This window comes from Massilia eburnea (assembly GCF_009720745.1).
Lineage (GTDB): Bacteria > Pseudomonadota > Gammaproteobacteria > Burkholderiales > Burkholderiaceae_D > Rugamonas > Rugamonas eburnea.
The window spans coordinates 41,471-59,801 of the sequence record NZ_WNKX01000006.1; the positions used below are offsets into that span (position 1 = coordinate 41,471).

An 18,331-nucleotide genomic window follows, 5' to 3' on the forward strand; every position below is an offset into this window, starting at 1 on the left:
CACACCTTCCTTGGCGGCAGGTTTGATCGAAAACAACGCTTGACCTTCCCATCATGGAAAGGTCCAAAGTCCTCATACGCGTCAATGCACGCATTCATTTTGAGGACGAGGGCATGATGTTTCGAACATTGTTAATTGGTTTGGTTTTCCTATCCACGCTGGGCCTGAGCGGCTGCATGTCCCCGCCCGTCGGTCTTGATGTTGCGCGCGAGCGTGTCACCGGGCAGAAGCTTTACCAGGTTGAGGTGAAGCCAGTGGCGGAGCCGGTTGTCATCGGCAAACTGCATTCCTGGGAAGTCAGCGTCAAGCAGGCCTCTGGCCAGCCGCTTACCGGCGCGAAGATCCTGGTCGATGGCGGCATGCCGCAGCACCATCATGGCCTGCCTACCCAGCCGCGTGTGACCAAAGAGCTGGGCGATGGCCGCTACCTGGTGGAAGGCGTCAAATTCAGCATGTCCGGATGGTGGGAGTTCAAGCTGAAAATCGAAGGGACGCAAGGCAGCGATGACGTCACCTTCAACCTGGTTTTGCCGTGAGGCGAGCATGAACCTGACCAGGAAGCTAAGGTTCGTCGCGCCAGGCATTGGCGCGACACTGGTTGTCGGCATCGCGGCGGCAACGACTTTCGCCAGGCAGGACTGGAGCAAAGAGGAATTAGCAATTCTTTCCACTTTGCGCCTGAGCCAACTTCCAGCGGCCGAAGCCGATCCATCCAACCGGGTAGAGGCGATGCCGCAGGCAATCAGTTTGGGCAAGCAACTCTTCTTCGACACCAGGCTGAGCGCGAACGGCAAAGTCTCCTGCGCCAGTTGCCACGACCCGAAGCAGCAATTCCAGGACGGCCGGCAGGTAGGACAGGGCGTTGGCACTGGCATCCGGCGCACCATGCCGGTCGCGGGAGCCGTGCGCAGCCCTTTCCTGTTCTGGGATGGCAGGAAGGACAGCCTGTGGTCGCAGGCCATCGGCCCGCTTGAAGACGCAGCGGAACACGGTGGCAACCGCCTCGCCTACGCCCGCGCCATGCAGCGGCACTACCGCATCGAATACGAAGCGGTGTTTGGCGCACTGCCCGACATGTCGCAGCTTGCATCGGATGCAAGCCCGCTCGGCACGCCGTCGCAGCAGGCTGCATGGCAGGCGATGGACAAGGACAAGCAAGAGCAAGTGTCGCGCGTGCTGGCGAACATCGGCAAGGCGATCGCTGCTTATGAAAAGAACGTGCACTTCGGGCAGTCCAGGCTTGATCGCTATATCGAGGGCATCCTGGCAAACGATGGCAAGGCGGAGCAGCTGCTCACTGCCTCGGAAAAGAACGGACTGCGCATCTTCATCGGCGCCGGCCGCTGCGTCACCTGCCACAACGGCCCCTTGCTGACCGACCAGCATTTCCACAACACGGGCATCGCACCGCATGGCCCGATGCCGCAGGCGCTGGGCCGCCGCACTGGCGTGGCAAAGCTGCTGGCCGACGAATTCAATTGCCTTGGGCGCTTCAGCGATGCCGCGCCCGAGCAATGCGGCGAGCTGCGTTTCCTCGCAACGGAGGGCGCAACGCTGGATGGCGCCTACAAGACGCCAAGCCTGCGCAACGTGGCTTCACGTGCGCCGTACATGCATGCCGGCCAGCTCGCAACGCTGGACGAGGTGATAGCGCATTATCGCGCGGCCGCCGCGGCAAAGATCGGCAAATCGGAATTGGAGAAGCTTGCGCTGGGCGCGCAGGATGTTAAAGACCTCGCGGCCTTCCTCGGCACGCTGTCCGGTCCTATCGTATCGGAGCAGGAATAGCCGCGGCCTGCCTGGCCTTTACGCTGGCGCCCATCGGCCGTCGCGGTAGACCTGGTCATCGTCCAGGAATACAGCGTCGGTCTGCACGAAAACGTCAACGTGGAAGCGGGCGTCCTTGCGCTTGAACTGCGGCTTCTGGTACTGGCCGTGCTTGGCCCCCAGCGAGAGGTGGATGCCGCACATGCGCTCGTAGGTGCCGATATCGTCCACCGTGCGCTCGCGCGAGAAGGCGCGGTTCATGCCGAAACCCAGTTCGCGCACCCATACTTCGCCTTCATGGGCGCGGATGATCTCCAGCATATTATCGAACTCCGGCGTGCTGTTTTCGGCGCCGGCCACGCGGCCCTTTTCCACGATCATGGTGATCGGGGTGGCTGGGCGGTTGACGTGGAAGGTGGTGTCGCCGAACACAAACACCTTGGCGCGGCCGTTGACCGCTTCCAGGTCCTGCGCCTCGGTAAATACTTCGCCGATCGGGAACAGGCCGCCGACGTTCTTCATCGCGCCGTAATCGCCGATATTCAGCTTGGCCTCTTCGAACGGCGAGGCGAATACCAGCCGCTCGCCGCCGCTCTCCACCACGCCCGACCGCGCACGTTCAATGCGCGCCTTCAGCGCGTGGCCCACGCCGCGGTAATAGGCGGGATCGTAGGCCAGCGCGTCGACGTACACCAGTCCCTGCTCGCCCGGCATGCGCGACAAATGCATATGCTCGATCACCTTCAGGCCGCGCTTGAACAGCTCCATGCGGATGCGGTATTCGTTCAGGCGAAAACTGGTAGTCTGCACCAATACCACCAGATCGCCTGCCTGTAGTTGTGCGAAAGCCGCAAGTACTTCTTCAGGCTGGACCGTGCCGAAATCGATGAAACGGCCGGCCGGAAGCGCCGCGCGGTAGGCTGCGGCCAGCACTTCAGCCAGCGGGCAGCGTTGGTCGAACACGACCAACGCCTGCTGTGGCGGGGCGTATTCGATGGCGTGGGCAAGCAGGTCGCTTACGTTGCGGGCTGCCGCATCCCAGGCAGCAGGTGGAAAAGCATTCATTGTCGGACTATAAAGAGGATAAGGCTTGCGCATTATACGGCGCGCCGCTGCTTGAACCGGCACCGGGCGCGAGGTAGAATCGGAAGAATATAGCTGGGAGGAAACTTTCCTATGGGTGTACAGTTTGGCCAGGATTTGCCGCTGCAGCGGCCCGATGAGACGGATAGCCGCGCGGCAGTCTTCGTCCCCACTGCCACGATCAAGGAAGACGTCCTGAACGCCGTCCGCAAAGGCGCTGCGGTGGTCGGCTTCGGCAACCATGACCATACCCTGACCATCTACTACGAGAGCAACCGCTTCAGCGAGCCGACCCTGGCCAAGTGGGAGCAGAAGGCGCGCAAGGCCTACGAGCGCCTGCGCGACAACCTGCCCACCACTTCGAAGATGGTATGCAAGCTGGATAACTTCGAGCAGATTGGCTATATCAGCAACAAGGGCATCACCATTCGCCGCCGCGCCAGCCTGGATCGCTGGCTGGAACAGTCGGAGGCCCAGGATTCCGCACCGGAAGGCGATAACGTCGCTTTCGCTCCGCCGCCGCCGCCGAAAAAAATCGTCGCCGATTAAACCGTAGTGCTACCATCTGCCCAGGGATCAACACTGGAGGGCAGATGAAATTCAGCCTTTTCGCGGCCGGCAGCGCATTCCTTGTGATGTTGTTGGCATCCAACTTCATCCGGCGCGCGTTCATGCGCCAGGCGCTGGCGCGCGGCAGCGAACGGAACGCAGCCGATACCGCTGGCTGGCTGCTGTTCTTCGGCCTGGCCTTCCTGGGCGCAGCCTTGCTCGGCGTGCTCAACCTCTCCAAATTCCTCAATCTGGCTTTCTGCAGCACCTTGCTGGTGTTTGGCGTCGCCGCGCTGGTGGGCGCCTTCGTCATCGGCCGCCGTTAGCGTCCTCCTGCCAGGCCACGGGGATAGTGCGGATTTCCTTGCCATTCCAGGCCGTGACCAGGCCTTCCACCAGCTTGCCCTTGTCCGATGCCGATACTTTCAGCGCTGCCACGTGGTAGCGGTAATCCGGCCCGAACTTGCGTTCGGCGGCAAGCCTTGCGTGATCGGCCGCTTCGCCGTGCAGCAGCAGCAAGAGCATGACGCACAGCAGCAGGGACAGCGCTGCGCCGCTGGCGGCCGCCAGTCCCATATCGCGCGGCTTGTGGCCGGCGGCCAGCACGGCCGGGGCGCCAAGGGTGCGGTACAGCCAGTGCAACAGCACCATCCAGGTGGCGCTGGTAATGAGGGAGGGCAGGATGCGCGGCTGCAGCTTGAGCTGGGCCAGGGTCAGGTCCACCGGCTGCATCAGGGGCCAGGCCAGCATCATGACGGCCAGCGCGCACAGGCCGAAAGCGGCGGCCCAGCGCACCAGTGCCGCCACCTGCAAGCTACCGAGGAGCAAGCCGACGCCGGCTGCTGCGCCCAGCAGGAACAGGCCGGAGCGGATGGCCAGCAGATCGCAGGCGCCGAGCACCACCAGCACCATGCCCGCCCGCTTAAGGATGGGAATGTGCGCGTCCATTGGAGTATTCTAGCGTAACATTTTCACTATGCCGGAAGCAAAGGAGACACCATGAAAACCCTGATCGCAACACTCTTTGCGGCACTCTCGCTGGCCGTGCTGGGCGGCTGCCAGAAGCCGGACGACAAGCATATCGGCCCCGCTGAGCAGGCCGGGCGCGAGATCGACAAGGCCGCCAGCCAGGCCGGCAAGAAGCTGGACCAGGCCGGCGAGAAACTGGACCAGGCAGCCCAGCAGGCAGGTGAAAAGCTGAACCAGGCCACCGAAAAACTCGGTGAAAAGGTCGAGCAGGCGGGCAAGGAAATGCAGGATTCCGCGCGCGAGGCGCGCAAGGAAAAGAAAGACTAGTTTCCTGACTTGGACTTCAAGGGAACCACGTTGCTGGGCGGCGGCTCGTCGGGCATGCCGCCCAGCACCAGGGTCAGGTCGACAAAGCCGGCGCGCCAGGCCTGCTCAAGGTTCTGCTCGATGGCTTCCATCGAGGTTTCCTCGAAATTGGAGAAGCCGCGCACGCCGTAAGCGCGGTTGCGGCCGTGCGCCTTGGCCAGGTAGAGCGCCATGTCCACCAGGTTCACTGCGCGCTCCCATGGCAGTGGCGAGCCGCCCGGCGCCAGCGGGAACGGCGCAAAGCCGACCGAGACGTTGACGTGGATCATATGGTCCTGGAACGGCACCGGCTGCGACGACACGCAGCTCAGGATCCGGCGCGCAATTTCCTCCACCCCGTTGCGCGGAATGGCCGGCAGGAAGGCCAGGAATTCCTCGCCGCCCCAGCGCACGATCATGTCCGTCTCGCGCAGCGCGATGCGCAAGCTTTCCGCGATCATCTTCAGCACGGCGTCGCCGGCGGCATGGCCATAGGTATCGTTGACGTGCTTGAAGTGGTCCACGTCCAGCAGGAACAGGGCGCCGACGATGTCCTCGCCGTTGGCGCCGCGCCGCTCCACCTGGTTATGCGTGCGCATGTATTCCTGGAAGTGGCGGCGGTTGTACAGCGAAGTGAGCGGGTCGAGCGAGCTTTGCGCCTTCAGCTCCAGGTTCTTGACCTCGAGCTGGGCATTGGCTTGGCGCACTTTGCGGTACAGCAGGCCGACGATGACCGCAGCCAGCGCAAACACCACCGCCAGCAGCCACCAGATGCGCTGCTGAAGGCGGCGTGCGGTGAGCTCCGCGCCCTTGGCCTGATTCTCGTGCGACAGCTGCTCGATCTGGCGCTTCTTCTTTTCGGTGTCGTATTTTTCCTGCAGCTCCCACACGGCTTTCTTGCGTGAGGACTCGAACATTTCGTTCGAGATCTGGCGCTCGCGGTGGTAGGCTTCGACCGCACCCTGGTAATCGCCGGCCCGTTCCAGCGCCTCGCCGTACTCGGCTAGCAGGGCTTGCAGGTCAGGCTTGTCGCCGATCTTTTCAAAGTAGGCCATGCCGAGCGCAAAGGACTTCTTGCCTTCGGCGACCTTGTTCATGCCGATGTAGGCCTGGCCGGCATTGATGCGCGCGGTGGCCTCGTTGGCCTCGTCGAGGCTGTCGCGCGCGGCCGCCGAGGCGTCCTGGGCATAACGCAGCGCGGTCGGGAAGTCATGCAGCTTCAGGTTGACGTCGGAGATATTGACCAGGGTGGTGGCGATCATGCGCTTGGCGCCGAGCTTGCGCGTGATCTCCAGGTTGGCCAGCAGCGCGCGCATGCCGCGCTTGTACTGCTGCGTGTCGACCGCCAGGCCATATTCGGCATTGTTGGCCATCGCCATGCGGCCGGGCGAATTCAGGGTTTCCGTCACTTCAAAGGTTTCGCCCAGGGTCTCCCACGCCTTGTCGAATTCACGCATCTGGGTGTAGAGCAGGGTCAGGGCATTCAGCGCACTGGCCAGCGGCAGCTTGTCGTTCTCGACCTGGTGCGCCATTTCCACCGCCGATTGCAGGCGGCTCAGCGCTACCGGGTAATTGCCCTGTTCGGCATAGCTTTGGCCCGCGGTAATCGTGGTCTGTACGCGCAGCACCAGATCGTTGGTGTCCGCTGCCATCTTTTCCGCTTCGAGCGCGAGTTCGTGCGAGATCTGGCGTTCGTTCATCGCCGAGCGCACATAGGCTTTGATCAGCAAGCCCTTGGCCATGATGGCCTTGCTATCCTGCTTGACCCCGAAGTCGTACAGCTCTTCGGCCAGGGCGAGCGCGGTGTCATGCTTGCCAAGGCTGCGGTGGGCAAGGCTGAGCTGAGCCAGGAATTCAGCGCGGGTCAGTGCCGGTGCGGAGCGCGCCACCGGTTCCATTTGCTGCAGTTGCAACAATGCTTTTTCAGGAACGAAACGTACCTGCTCGCGAATCTGGGCAATGTCCTGGTCCAGCGGCGACTGGGCCAGTGCAAGGAGCGGCGCAAGCATGCAGGCGCCAGCGAGCAATCGAAGGCGCTTGGAATTGGTCGAAACCTGAAAGCCTGGCAACTTGGGTCCTTGTGGGTCGCGTGAGCAGCGTGTGCGGTTCATTATATGCCTGTTGCAAGCCGGAAAGCCGCATGGTCACTCACTATTTGCATGTTAGAGCCCGTGAGTGTGGGGAAAATGCAAGTAGACTTTCTACTTGTGTAACGAGTTTCTCAATATTGCAAGCCGGCCCGCCAATTCAACCGTTCGTCGCATTGCCCGGGCACGCTGAAGCCGGCCCCGGTACAGTCGCCTCCATGTCAATCTTGAGGCGAATACAACATGTTAGAACTGCGCAATGTGAGCAAGGTTTTTTGTGACCTGAAAGCGGTCGACGACGTGTCATTGAAACTTGGTACCGGGGTAGTCGGACTGGTCGGTCACAACGGCGCCGGCAAAACCACCTTGATGCAGCTGGTTGCTACGCTGGCGCGTCCCAGCGCCGGCGCCATCCTGTTCGATGGTATCGACATTGTGCGCAATCCGGATACGATGCGTCGCCGCCTTGGCTTCCTGCCGCAGGAGTTCGGCGTCTACCCGAACCTGACCGCGCTCGAATGCATGCAGTATTTCGCCGCGCTGAAAGGGGTGCGCGACCCGGCGCGCATCCGCCATTTGCTGGAACTGGTCAACCTGGCCGAACACGCGCAGCGGCCGGCCGCATCGTTCTCGGGCGGCATGCGGCGCCGGCTCGGCATTGCGCAGGCCTTGCTGAACGACCCCGATATCCTGATCGTGGACGAACCGACCGCCGGCCTCGATCCGGAGGAGCGGCTGCGCTTCCGCCGCCTGTTGTCCGAACTCGGTTTCGGCAAGCTGGTAATCGTTTCCACCCATATCGTGCCGGACGTGGAGAGCATTGCCGGCCAGCTTGCCATCATGCGCAAGGGCCGCTTGCTGGCGCTGGAAACGCCGGACGCCATCCTGCAGCGCGCGCGCGGCCAGGTATGGCAGGCCAGTGTCGACGCGGCGGATTACGAAGCGCTGCGCGGCAGGCTGCACGTGCTGCAGGCACAGCGCCAGGGGACGCAGGTGCAGCTGCGCGTGGCGCATCCGGGCCAGCCCCTGGCCGGTGCGCTCGCGGTCGAGCCGAGCCTGGAGGAAGCCCTGATGGCGCAGCGTTACGCCATGAGCGATCCCGTGGCGGAGGCTGCATGAACATGCTGGCCTTGCGCGTGATCGCGCTCAATGAAGTGCGGCTGCGGCTGCGCCGCCTGTCAACGCTGGTGGCGCTGCTGGTGGCGGTCGGCTTGTGCTGGCTGGCGATCAGCGATCCTGCCAGCGGCGTCACCATGATGGTGATCGATCACAAGCGCGTGCTGTACACCAGCCAGGCGCTGGCCTTTGGCAGCGCGCACATCGCCGGCATCCTGCTTGGCCTGGCCGGCTTCTTTCTCGTGCGCGGCCGGGCGGCAGAGGACCTGCAAAGCGGCATGGGGGCGGTGATCGGCGCCACCGGCGCCGGCAACGCCTTGCTCGCATTCGGACGCTGGCTGGGCGGCGTGGCGTACCTGCTGCTGTTCGTGCTGGCCTACCTCGGTTCCACTCTGGTGCTGCATGCCTTGCGCGGCGAGGGGCCGGTCCAGTTGCTGGTCTACCTGAAAACCTACCTGCTGATGCTGCTGCCGGTCGTCAGCTACGCATCTGCCGCTGCGGTCCTGTTCGACAATATCGGCGCGCTGGTCGGCAAGCGCGGCGACGTGCTGTATTTCTTCCTGTGGTGCCTGCAGTTTGGCGCCACGGCGGGCGTGGTGGAAAATCCGGGGACGAGCTGGCCGATGTACTTCGATTTCTCGGGCCTGTCGGTGGCCGTTACGACGCTGCGCGAGCACTTTGCCACGACATACTTCGCCATGGGCAGGCATGGATTTGATCCGGCGGTGGCGCCGGTCGTGATCCCCGATTCCTTCTGGACCTTGCGCGCCTTTGGCATTCGCGCTTTCACCTTCGTGCTTTCCACGTCGCTGCTGGCGCCAGCGGCACTGTTCTTCCACCGTTATTCACCGGACCGCGTGCGGCGGCGCTCTTCCCGCGGCAACCGCTTGCTGGCGCTGGCCGACCGTCTGCTGCGCCCGGTGACCCTGCTGGTGCGCCCGTTGCCGGCGCTGGCAATGCGGGTTCCGGGCTTTGCCGGTGAAGTGCTGGCGGAAGTGGCCCTGGTGCTGTCCATGTCGCCGGCCGCCACGCTGGCAGTGGCCGCTGGAGCCGTGTCGGCCGTGCTGGCCGGGCCTGCGGCACTGCCCGGCGTCATGACGGTGGGCGTGGCCTGCTGGGGCGTTATCGTGTGCGGCATCGCGCCGCGCGACTGGCAGAACGGCGCGGAGGCCATGACCGGCGTTCTGCCAGGCGGCGTGCTGCGGCGCTTCCTGCGGCAATGGGCGGCCAGCGTGGTGCTCGGGTTGCCCCTGCTGATGGTGGCCTTGCGCTGGTCTGGCGATTCGCCGGTGCGGGGCGCTGCGGCAGCGGGCGGCGTGATCGCGCTGGCTTCGGCAGCCAGCCTTCTGGGCGGGTTGACGCGCGGCTCCCGGCTATTCCTCGCACTATTCCTGTTCACCTGGTATATCGCGCTCAACGCACCGAAGGAGGCTGTGCTCGATATGGTCGGCTTCAACGGCGCGGCCACGGCGCTCACCGCTGCAGGCTGGGTCCTGGCCGGGAGCCTGGCCTGGCTGGCGGCTTGCGCCCACAGCCGCTGGCGCAACGCTTGACGCGCGGCGCGGGGACAGCAGCTCAGAACTCTTCCCAGTCGTCGCCGGCAGCCGGGCGTGGAGAGCGCGCCGATGATGCCGGTGCGGGCCGCGCTGCCTGGGCTGGAGGTGGCGTCCGGGCAGGGCGCAGCGCAGGCACGGCGCGCACTGGCCGCGCGGAAGCCGCCGCAACGACGGGCCGCGCGACCGCAGCGGGCGTATTTTGCGCCGCGCCGGCGCCACCCTTCAGGCGGAAGATGCTGACAGCCTTGGCCAGTGCCTGCGCCTGTTCCTGCAAGCTTTCTGCCGCCGCTGCGGCCTGTTCGACCAGCGCGGCATTCTGCTGGGTCATTGCATCCATCTGCCCGATGGCCTGGTTCACCTCACCAATGCCGCTGCTCTGCTGCGCGCTGGCGCTGGTGATCTCACCCATGATGCCGGCAACCTTGTGCACCGAAGCGACGATGCGCTGCATGGTGTCGCCGGCGGCATCGACCAGGCGGCCGCCTTCTTCCACACGCGCCACGGAAGCGCCAATCAGTTCCTTGATCTCCTTGGCCGCCGCCGCGCTGCGCTGCGCCAGGTTGCGCACTTCGGACGCCACCACCGCAAAGCCGCGTCCCTGCTCGCCGGCGCGCGCCGCTTCCACCGCCGCGTTCAGCGCCAGGATATTGGTCTGGAAGGCAATGCCGTCGATCACGCCAATGATGTCGTTGATGCGCGCCGAGCTATCCTTGATCGCCCCCATCGTCGTCACCACCTGCGCCACCACATCGCCGCCTTGTTCCGCCACATGGGCGGCATCGGCCGCCAGCTGGTTGGCCTGCTGCGCATTGCCGGCGTTCTGCTGCACGGTATCGGTCAGGTTTTCCATGGCGCTGGCGGTTTCCTCCAGCGAAGACGCTTGCGACTCCGTGCGCGAGGAAAGGTCGGCGTTGCCGGTAGCGATTTCCGTGGTGGCGACCGTCATCTGGTCGGTGCTGCCGCGGATATTGCCGATCATGTCGGCCAGGCCTTTGTTGATGTGCTCCATCGCTTGCAGCAGCTGGCCGATTTCATCGCTGCGCGAGGTGTCGATATCGCGGCTCAAATCGCCGCCTGCAATGCACTCGGCGGTATCGATCGCCTGCTGCAGGCCGAAGCGGATGTAGCGGTAGGCAAACAGCAGGCAGCCCACGGCTGCAACCACCGACAGCGCCTGCAGCAGCTGCGCCAGCAATTGCGCCTTGTCGAAAGCCGAACTGGCGGCGGCCACCTCGGCGCTGGTGCGCTCATCCAGCAGCGACAGGAATTCATTCACCGGCTGCATGATCTTGGCCTTGTTCTGGTGATAGGCCTTGTCGTGCATGATGTTGCGCGCCATTTCAGGATCGGGCGGACCCTCTTTGGTGAAACCGCCTTTGCCATCGTCAAACTTGCCCTTGACCGCATTCATCGCGATCACCTCGGTGCGAACCAGTTCATTGGAATTGGCCTCGGCCTCCTTCAGCTTGGCGAATTCCTGGCCGGTAAAGCCGGCGCGCTTCATCAGCTCTGACAAGGCAATGGCCTGGCCGGAGGAGGGCGGGACCGGCGCACCGGCCGCCACGAAATCCCAGTAGATGCGTTCATAGTGCTGCGGGCGCGGCTTCTGGCCGTTGCGGATGGCCAGGATGTCCATGTACTGCTGCTCGTAAGCCGCATCGCCGGTCACCACGTAGGTGCGCGCCAGGCGGGTCAGGTCGTCCGAACTTTGCCGTAATTCGTCGGCCAGCAGGTAGGACTGGTAGCGCGAATCGGCGGCCTTCTTGGCCTCCGCCTCTTTGCTGGAAACGCGCATCAGCGACAACATTGTCAGCATCGCCAGCACCACGGTGATGGCAAGGAACGCGAGGAAGATCCGTTTGATCGATAGGCTCTTTTGCATGGCGCTGTCCTCCTTTGCGGACAGCATACGCCGACTATCTGTTGACTAGTAATAGTTTTCGTGCGGACACAAACAATCAGGCGGCAAGCTGTTGCAAAAGATAGAGGCGCTGGTATAAACCGTTGTCGATTTGCATAAGTTCCTCATGCGCACCCTGTTCCACGATGCGTCCATGATTCAGCACGATGATGCGGTCCGCCTCGCGGATGGTGGACAGGCGGTGCGCGATGGCGATGATGGTGACCTTGCCGCGCAACTCGTTCATTGCCTCCTGCACGATCTGCTCGGTGTGCGAATCGATGCGCGAGGTGGCTTCGTCCAGCAGCAGGATGCGCGGCTTGCCGGCCAGCGCGCGGGCAATGGCGATCAGCTGTTTCTGGCCGGAGGACAGGCGCGAACCGCCTTCGCCCAGCATGGTCTGGTAGCCGTCTTCCATGGCCATGATGAAGTCGTGGCAGTGGGCCGCGCGCGCCGCCGCTTCGATTTCCCGCTGCGGCAGGCCGCGGCCCATATCGATGTTCTCGTGCGCCGAAGCGGCGAGCAGGAAGGGATCTTGCGGCACCAGGCCGACATCGGCGCGGAACTGCTCGTTGTCGATTTCATCGAGCAGCATGCCGTTCATGCGGATGCTGCCATGCGGGGCCGGGTAATAGCGCAGCAGCAGCGATAGCAAGGTCGATTTGCCGCTGCCGGTATGGCCGACGATGCCGAAGAAGCTGCCTTGCGGGATATCGAGCGAAAGCTGGTGCAGCACGCGCTGGCCTTCAATGTACTCAAAGTCCAGCGCCTCGATTTCGATGGCTGGCGCGCCATCGTCATTGGCGGCATGGCGGGTGTGGGCGGCGCTGCCGGCCCGGTGCTCCGGCGCGCTCTGCTCGGCCAGCAGGGTGGCCACGCGCGAGGTGGCGACTACGGACTGCTGCAGCTGGCTGAATTGCATGGTGATCTGAATCAGCGGCTCGATCACGCGCGCGATGTAGTTGATGAAGGCGTACAGCACGCCGACTTCCGCCGCACTCATATCGCGCTGGCCGAACATGAAGATCACCGACGCCAGCAGGATGATGTTCAGCATGTCCAGCGCGGGACGCAGCAGCCAGGCGTTGGCGCGGATTTCGGCCAGGCGCTGGGTGTAGTGCTCGGCATTGGTCGCGGCAAAACGCTTGCCGAAGCGCTCTTCGGCATTGTTTGCCTGCAGCACGGTCATGCCGCCGATGGATTCGGCGATCTGCGCGTTGATGTCGCTGCGCAGCTGGCGTGCGCGCGTCACGGCCGGGGCGCTGAGGCGCTGGTAAGCCCAGACGATCAACAGGACGAAAGGCAGCAGCGCCACCACGATGGTCATCAGGCGCCAATCCAGCCAAGCCATGGCGGACACGGTGCCAACCAGAACGATGGTGCTGTCCAGGATGACGAACAGCACCTGGATGTAGAGGCCTTTCACGGCCTCGGTGTCATTGGTCACGCGCGACACCAGCTGGCCGGTAATGGCGCGGTCGAAGAAAACCATCGGCAGCCGCAGTACATGGCCATAGACCCGCTCACGCAGGCGCTGCACGGAACGCATCGCCACGCCAGACAGCCGCACCAGCTGCAGGTAGCGTACCCAGCTCGCAATCCAGCCTGTCAGCAGCACCCCGCCGAGCAGGAACGCCATGCGGCTCCAATCCAGGTGGCGTGGCAGCAGGTGCTCGTCGATCAGGCGCTTGCCCAGCAAGGGCCCCAGCACTTCCATGCCTGCGGCGAGGGCCAGCCACAATACGGCCCAGCCCAGATGGTGCAGGTCGGGGGCGGAAGCCTGGCGCAGCAAGCCGATGGCCTGGCTGGTTTGCTGGCGGGCGCGTTCAGGCTGCGTCAAGGCTGGCCTCCAGTTGTTGATAGCGCCACTGGCTGGCATACCAGCCGTTCAGCGCGAGCAGTTCTTCATGCGTGCCCGCTTCGGTGATGCGGCCGTGGTGCAGCACCACGATCTGGTCCGCATCCACCACGGCGCTCAAGCGGTGGCTGGCGATGATGGCGCTGCGCGTGGTGTGGGCGCGGCGCAGTTCTTCCAGGTGTTCGAGGATGGCGGTCTCGGTGGCGGTATCGACGGCAGACAGCGCATCATCGAGCAGCAGCAAATCGTTATCCGACAGCAGGGCGCGCGCAATCGCCACGCGCTGCCGCTGGCCGCCGGAAAGAGTGATGCCTTTCTCGCCCACTTCCGTCTCGTATTTGTGCGGGAACAGCAGGATATCGTCGTGGATGGCGGCCAGGCCGGCCGCGCGCTCCACATCCGCGCGCGTAGCGCCAGGACGCGCCAGCGCGATATTGTCGGCAATCGAGGCCGAGAACAGGAAAGATTCCTGCGGCACCCAGCTGATGGCCGCGCGCAGCGCCTGCAGCGTGTATTGGTCAAGCGAATGGCCGCTCCACTGCACGCTGCCGTGCGTCGGCGTGAGCTGGCGCAGCAGCACGCGCAGCAAGGTCGACTTGCCCGAACCGGTAGGGCCGACCAGTCCGAGGGTTTGCCCCGTCTTCAGCGTCAGGGAAATATCGGAAAGCGCCGCCTCATGCTGGCCCGGATAGGAAAAGCCCACATTGCGCAATTCCAGCGCACCAGGCGCGACGTGCGGCAGGGTGCCGTGGTCCTCGATGGTCAACGGTTGATCCAGCATCGGCTGCAAGCGCGCGTAAGCCGCGCGCCCGCGCTCGATCAGGGACAGCACCCAGCCCGCCGCAAACATCGGCCAGATCAACTGGCCGAGGTACATGCTGAAGGAAGTCAGTTCACCGATGGTCAGCTCGTTGCGCCACACCAGGAAACCGCCCAGGCCCAGCGACAGTCCGGTCGCCGCGGTCAGCGTCAAGCCTACGGCAGGTTCATAAGCCGCCTCCCAGCGCTGCGCGGTCAGGGCCGAACCTGCGGCCGCCCCGGCCAGTTCACCGAAGCGCGTGCTGCTGCGTTGTTCAAGGCCCAGTGCACGCAAGGTACGCACACCGGACAGGGTCTCCTGCACATGATCGTTCAGCGCGCTGAAACGCTTCAATGAATCGGCGGAAGCGGTATGGATATGGGAAGAAATGCGCCAGAAGGCAAAAGCCATGAAGGGAAACGGAATCAGGGCAAACAGCGCCAGGCGCCAGTCCACGCCAACCAGCATCATGCCCAGCACCAGGAGCAGGGTCAGCGAACCATCGAAGCCGGCCAGCATCGCCTCGCCGGCAGCCATCTCGATCGCATCGATATCGTTGGTGGCCAGCGCCATCAGGTCGCCGGTGCGCTGCTTCTGAAAGAATTGCGGGCCTTGCAGCGACAAACGGCGGTAAAAGCGCGTGCGCAATTCCACGCCCAGCATGTAAGCAGCCGAAAACAGCTTCATGCGCCAGGCCACGCGCAAGCCATAGTTCGCCACGCCAAGCAAGAGCAGGAGGCCGATGGGCTGCCACAGCGAATCACGGCCGAGTTTGCCCGACGCCAGGCCATCGACCATCAAGCCGATCTGGCGCGGAATCCAGATACCGATGACCGCAACGCCGGCCAGCATGGCGCCGGCTGCCGCGTAAGAACGCCAATGGCTACGGACGAAGCCACCGATCAGGCGCGATAAACTCATATGCTTAGAAGAAAAATGCTGCCAAGAGCCTGCAAGGATACCTCAGGGCAGAATTTTTCGCCGGAGCCGCCACCCAGCGCCTGCGAAGATGAAAGTCGGGGTCAGGAAAAAAAGGGGACGTAACACATTAATCGCGCTGCGATTAATGTGTTACGTCCCCTTTTTTTCCTGACCCCGACTTTTAAATTACTTGTGGGCCTTGGCGCCGTTGGCGCTTGGGGCTTTCGGGTCGGGGAAGCTGGCGGCTGGCTTGGCGGCTTTCGCTTCGGCCTTCACTTCAGGCTTGCTTTCTTCGGCTTCGACCTTGGCTTCGGCTTTTACGGCTGGCTTGGCTTCGGCTTTGCCGGCCTTCGGTGCAGGAACCGGTGCGGGGGCAGGCGCTGGCGCAGCTACGGGCGAGGCCAGCTTTGGCACTTTCACCGCTTGCTTGCCGGCTTCTTTCAGCTGCTCTTGCGCGGCCTGGAACAGTTCGGCCTGGGTCTTGCTGGCGATGCTGAACAGCTCGCGGTTGTAGGCGAACAGGCCGTCGAAGTTCGGCACGCGGGCGGTGCTCTTGGCGAAGAATTCTTGTGGGTCTTTCGCTTCCAGCAGTTCGCGCGCAGCGGCGGAACTCTTCTCGACGTTGGCTTTGGTGGTGCTCAGGTTGAGGGCGATCACCTTTTGCACGCCTTCGAAGGCCGTGGTGGCGAAATTGTTGAGGATTTTCAGCTGCGCTTCCAGCTGCGACTTGGTAGCTGCGGAAAATTGCTCGGGATTCGAAAACATATTTTCTCCTGGATCGATGGGAAATGGTGCGCTGCAATAAACCCATTCTAGCGACGAAATAATGTATTGGAAAGACATTTTTGCCGGCTTTTGAAGTAGAAGTAATGCGCTGCAACATTGCGGGCGCTGCGCGCCTTGCCTACAATCGGCCATCGCCTACGAGTGGAGCACTTTGATGGACCTTGTCATCCGCAATGCCGCCTTGCCGGACGGCCGCCAAGGCGTCGACCTGGCAATCGAGAATGGCCGCATCGCGGCAGTTGCTCCTTCTTTGCAAGCGAAGGGTGCGCGTGAGATTGATGCGGCGGGCAAGCTGGTGAGCCCGCCTTTCGTCGATGCGCACTTCCATATGGATGCCACACTCAGCTATGGTTTGCCGCGCGTGAACCAGTCCGGCACCCTGCTGGAGGGTATTGCGCTTTGGGGCGAACTGAAGCCGCAGCTGACCCAGGAAGCCCTCGTGGCGCGCGCTTTGCAGTATTGCGACTGGGCCGTGGCGCGCGGCCTGCTTGCCATCCGCAGCCATGTCGATGTGTGCGACGACCGCTTGCTGGCGGTGGAGGCGCTGCTGGAGGTCAAGCGCCGCGTCGCGCCTTACCTTGATTTGCAGCTGGTCGCCTTCCCGCAGGATGGCGTGCTGCGCAGCCCAGGCGCACTGGAAAACCTCAAGCGCGCGCTCGCCCTCGGTGTCGATGTGGTGGGCGGCATCCCGCACTTTGAACGCACCATGGCGGAGGGCGCCGAATCCGTGCGCATCCTGTGCGAATTCGCGGCCGACCAAGGCCTGCGCGTCGACATGCATTGCGACGAGTCGGATGATCCGCTCTCGCGCCACATAGAAACCCTGGCCTTCCACACCCAGCGCCTCGGCCTGCACGGCCGGGTGGCCGGCTCGCACCTGACCTCGATGCACTCGATGGACAACTATTATGTGAGCAAGCTGCTGCCGTTGATGAAGGAAGCCGGCGTAGCGGCCATCGCCAACCCGCTCATCAACATCACCCTGCAGGGCCGCCACGACACCTATCCCAAGCGGCGCGGCATGACGCGCGTGCCGGAAATGCTGGCGCACGGCATACCCGTCGCCTTCGGCCACGACTGTGTGCTGGACCCGTGGTACAGCCTGGGCTCGGGCGATATGCTGGAAGTGGCTCACATGGGCCTGCACGTGGCGCAAATGACGGGGCAGGATGCCATGCGTGCCTGTTTCCGCGCCGTGACCGAAACGCCGGCCGCAATCCTCGGGCTGGAAGGCTATGGCCTGCAGCCAGGCTGCCACGCGGACCTGGTGCTGCTCGATGCGGGCGACCCGGTGGAAGCGATCCGCCTGCGCGCAGCGCGGCTGCTGGTGCTGCGCCGTGGCCGCATTGTGGCGGAATCTCCTCCAGCGGTAGCGCGCCTGGATTTGCCGGGGCGCCCTGCGCAGGTCGATTTCCGCTTGGCCCCGCCGGCTGGACTTGCAATGGAAAATGAATGAAAATTCATCATCATTTCTGCCGTTGGGAGCAGCTTTGAAAGACATTGTCATCCGCCCCGCCGGGGAAGCCGATTTCGACGCGATGTGGACCATTTTCCAGGAGTTGGTTGCCAGCGGTGATGCCTATTACTTTGCGGCCGATACCAGCCGCGAGGATTGCCACGCCTTCTGGTTCGGGCGCGGCATCAAGTCTTGGGTGGCGGTGCTGAGCACTGGCCGCCTGCTCGGCATGTACCGCCTGCTGCCCAACCAGCTCGATCGCGGTTCGCATGTTGCCAATGCTTCGTTCATGGTCAGCCCCGCTGCGCAAGGCGTGGGCATCGGCAAGATGCTGGGCCGCCACTGCCTAGAACAGGCGCGGCGCGACGGCTATCTCGCCATGCAGTTCAATTACGTTGTCAGTACTAATGTCTCCGCCGTGCTGCTGTGGAAGCGGCTCGGCTTTTCAGTGATAGGCACGCTGCCGCGCGCCTATCGGCACCAGCAGCTCGGTTTTGTTGACGTGTATGTGATGTACAAGTTCCTGGCCGACCCTAACGATTGGCCGGAGCAATGATCGATACCAAACGACTGACCCTGCGTCCCCTGACTCTTGACGATGCCTCTTTCTACCTGCGTCTGGTAAACGAGCCGTCCTTCCTCGCCAATATCGGCGACAAGGGCGTGCGCGACCTGGAGGGCGCGCGCGCTGCCTTGCTGGCCGGCCCGATGGCCATGCAGCTGGAGCTTGGCTATTCGCTGTGGATGGTCACGCGCAAGGAAGATGGCGCCTGCATCGGCATGTGCGGCTTGATCAAGCGCGACACGCTGCCCGATACCGATATAGGCTATGCCTACTTGCCAGCCTACTGGGGCCAGGGCTATGCCTGGGAAGCTGCCTCGGCGGCAATGGCTTATGGGCGTGACGTGGTCGGCCTGCCGCGCTTGCTGGGCATCGTGTCGCCCGACAATACCGCTTCTTCGGAACTGTTGAAAAAGCTTGGCATGAACTATGTCGAGCGCCTCGCAACAGAGAAGGATACGGATCTTTACCGTATCGAGTTTCCCCTGCGCCACAGCTAGATTGTAGTTAGTACAGGTTTCTTGGCTTTTAGTACTTTAGGGCGCATGATGAAGATTGCAGTCCTGAAGGCATAACA

General features: G+C 63.4%; 17 protein-coding genes. 10 read left to right on the top strand and 7 right to left on the bottom strand.

Annotated elements, in window-relative coordinates:
* Positions 1-176 precede the first annotated feature (176 nt).
* Both GM658_RS09485 and GM658_RS09490 read left to right on the top strand, forming a co-directional pair.
* The gene (locus GM658_RS09485; protein ID WP_229416834.1) at positions 177-536 is read left to right on the top strand and encodes a FixH family protein; all 360 of its coding nucleotides are present in this window, start codon (positions 177-179) and stop codon (positions 534-536) included.
* A 7-nt stretch (positions 537-543) separates the two neighbouring features.
* Positions 544-1,788 (top strand): cytochrome-c peroxidase, encoded by a 1,245-nt coding sequence (locus tag GM658_RS09490; RefSeq protein ID WP_155453781.1) that lies wholly within the window; start codon positions 544-546, stop codon positions 1,786-1,788.
* Positions 1,789-1,806: 18 nt separating this feature from the next.
* On the opposite strand, the gene GM658_RS09495 is transcribed toward GM658_RS09490, so the two are convergent.
* Positions 1,807-2,832 (bottom strand): M29 family metallopeptidase, encoded by a 1,026-nt coding sequence (locus GM658_RS09495; protein WP_229416835.1) that lies wholly within the window; start codon positions 2,830-2,832, stop codon positions 1,807-1,809.
* A 111-nt stretch (positions 2,833-2,943) separates the two neighbouring features.
* Here GM658_RS09495 and GM658_RS09500 point away from each other — a divergent pair, with 111 nt between their 5' ends.
* Entirely contained in the window at positions 2,944-3,399 is a 456-nt protein-coding gene (locus tag GM658_RS09500) for a hypothetical protein (RefSeq protein WP_155453783.1), read from the top strand.
* 44 nt (positions 3,400-3,443) lie between these two features.
* Entirely contained in the window at positions 3,444-3,725 is a 282-nt protein-coding gene (locus GM658_RS09505) for a hypothetical protein (protein WP_155453784.1), read from the top strand.
* Here GM658_RS09505 and GM658_RS09510 read toward each other — a convergent pair.
* On the bottom strand, positions 3,709-4,347 hold the full coding sequence (locus GM658_RS09510; RefSeq protein WP_155453785.1) for a hypothetical protein: 639 nt from the start codon (positions 4,345-4,347) through the stop codon (positions 3,709-3,711). The genes GM658_RS09505 and GM658_RS09510 overlap by 17 nt on opposite strands.
* 51 nt (positions 4,348-4,398) lie before the next feature.
* Between GM658_RS09510 and GM658_RS09515 the strand changes: the two genes are divergently transcribed.
* Positions 4,399-4,695 (top strand): apolipophorin, encoded by a 297-nt coding sequence (locus GM658_RS09515; protein ID WP_155453786.1) that lies wholly within the window; start codon positions 4,399-4,401, stop codon positions 4,693-4,695.
* Here GM658_RS09515 and GM658_RS09520 read toward each other — a convergent pair.
* On the bottom strand, positions 4,692-6,722 hold the full coding sequence (locus GM658_RS09520) for a tetratricopeptide repeat-containing diguanylate cyclase (protein WP_155453787.1): 2,031 nt from the start codon (positions 6,720-6,722) through the stop codon (positions 4,692-4,694). The genes GM658_RS09515 and GM658_RS09520 overlap by 4 nt on opposite strands.
* 321 nt (positions 6,723-7,043) lie before the next feature.
* On the opposite strand from GM658_RS09520, the gene GM658_RS09525 reads away from it, so the two are divergent.
* The gene (locus GM658_RS09525) at positions 7,044-7,919 is read left to right on the top strand and encodes an ABC transporter ATP-binding protein (RefSeq protein ID WP_155453788.1); all 876 of its coding nucleotides are present in this window, start codon (positions 7,044-7,046) and stop codon (positions 7,917-7,919) included.
* The gene (locus GM658_RS09530; protein ID WP_155453789.1) at positions 7,916-9,469 is read left to right on the top strand and encodes a hypothetical protein; all 1,554 of its coding nucleotides are present in this window, start codon (positions 7,916-7,918) and stop codon (positions 9,467-9,469) included. The genes GM658_RS09525 and GM658_RS09530 overlap by 4 nt, the downstream gene beginning before the upstream one ends.
* A 22-nt stretch (positions 9,470-9,491) precedes the next feature.
* On the opposite strand, the gene GM658_RS09535 is transcribed toward GM658_RS09530, so the two are convergent.
* From GM658_RS09535 to phaP, 4 genes are all read right to left on the bottom strand, one after another.
* Positions 9,492-11,354, bottom strand: a complete 1,863-nt coding sequence (locus GM658_RS09535; RefSeq protein ID WP_155453790.1) for a methyl-accepting chemotaxis protein — start codon at positions 11,352-11,354, stop codon at positions 9,492-9,494.
* Positions 11,355-11,430: 76 nt separating this feature from the next.
* Positions 11,431-13,089, bottom strand: coding sequence for an ABC transporter ATP-binding protein (locus GM658_RS09540; protein ID WP_229416857.1), 1,659 nt, complete (start codon positions 13,087-13,089; stop codon positions 11,431-11,433).
* 109 nt (positions 13,090-13,198) lie between these two features.
* Positions 13,199-14,950, bottom strand: a complete 1,752-nt coding sequence (locus GM658_RS09545) for an ABC transporter ATP-binding protein (protein ID WP_155453792.1) — start codon at positions 14,948-14,950, stop codon at positions 13,199-13,201.
* Positions 14,951-15,136: 186 nt separating this feature from the next.
* Positions 15,137-15,715 (bottom strand): TIGR01841 family phasin, encoded by a 579-nt coding sequence (gene phaP / locus GM658_RS09550; RefSeq protein ID WP_155453793.1) that lies wholly within the window; start codon positions 15,713-15,715, stop codon positions 15,137-15,139.
* A 175-nt stretch (positions 15,716-15,890) separates the two neighbouring features.
* Between phaP and GM658_RS09555 the strand changes: the two genes are divergently transcribed.
* From GM658_RS09555 to GM658_RS09565, 3 genes are read left to right on the top strand one after another with little or no spacing between them, the layout of a single operon-like run.
* A complete protein-coding gene (locus tag GM658_RS09555; RefSeq protein WP_155453794.1) occupies positions 15,891-17,192 on the top strand; it encodes an amidohydrolase family protein in 1,302 nt (433 codons plus the stop codon).
* On the top strand, positions 17,185-17,748 hold the full coding sequence (locus GM658_RS09560; protein WP_229416836.1) for a GNAT family N-acetyltransferase: 564 nt from the start codon (positions 17,185-17,187) through the stop codon (positions 17,746-17,748). The genes GM658_RS09555 and GM658_RS09560 overlap by 8 nt, the downstream gene beginning before the upstream one ends.
* On the top strand, positions 17,745-18,254 hold the full coding sequence (locus GM658_RS09565; RefSeq protein ID WP_155453795.1) for a GNAT family N-acetyltransferase: 510 nt from the start codon (positions 17,745-17,747) through the stop codon (positions 18,252-18,254). The genes GM658_RS09560 and GM658_RS09565 overlap by 4 nt, the downstream gene beginning before the upstream one ends.
* The last annotated feature ends 77 nt before the right edge of the window (positions 18,255-18,331 follow it).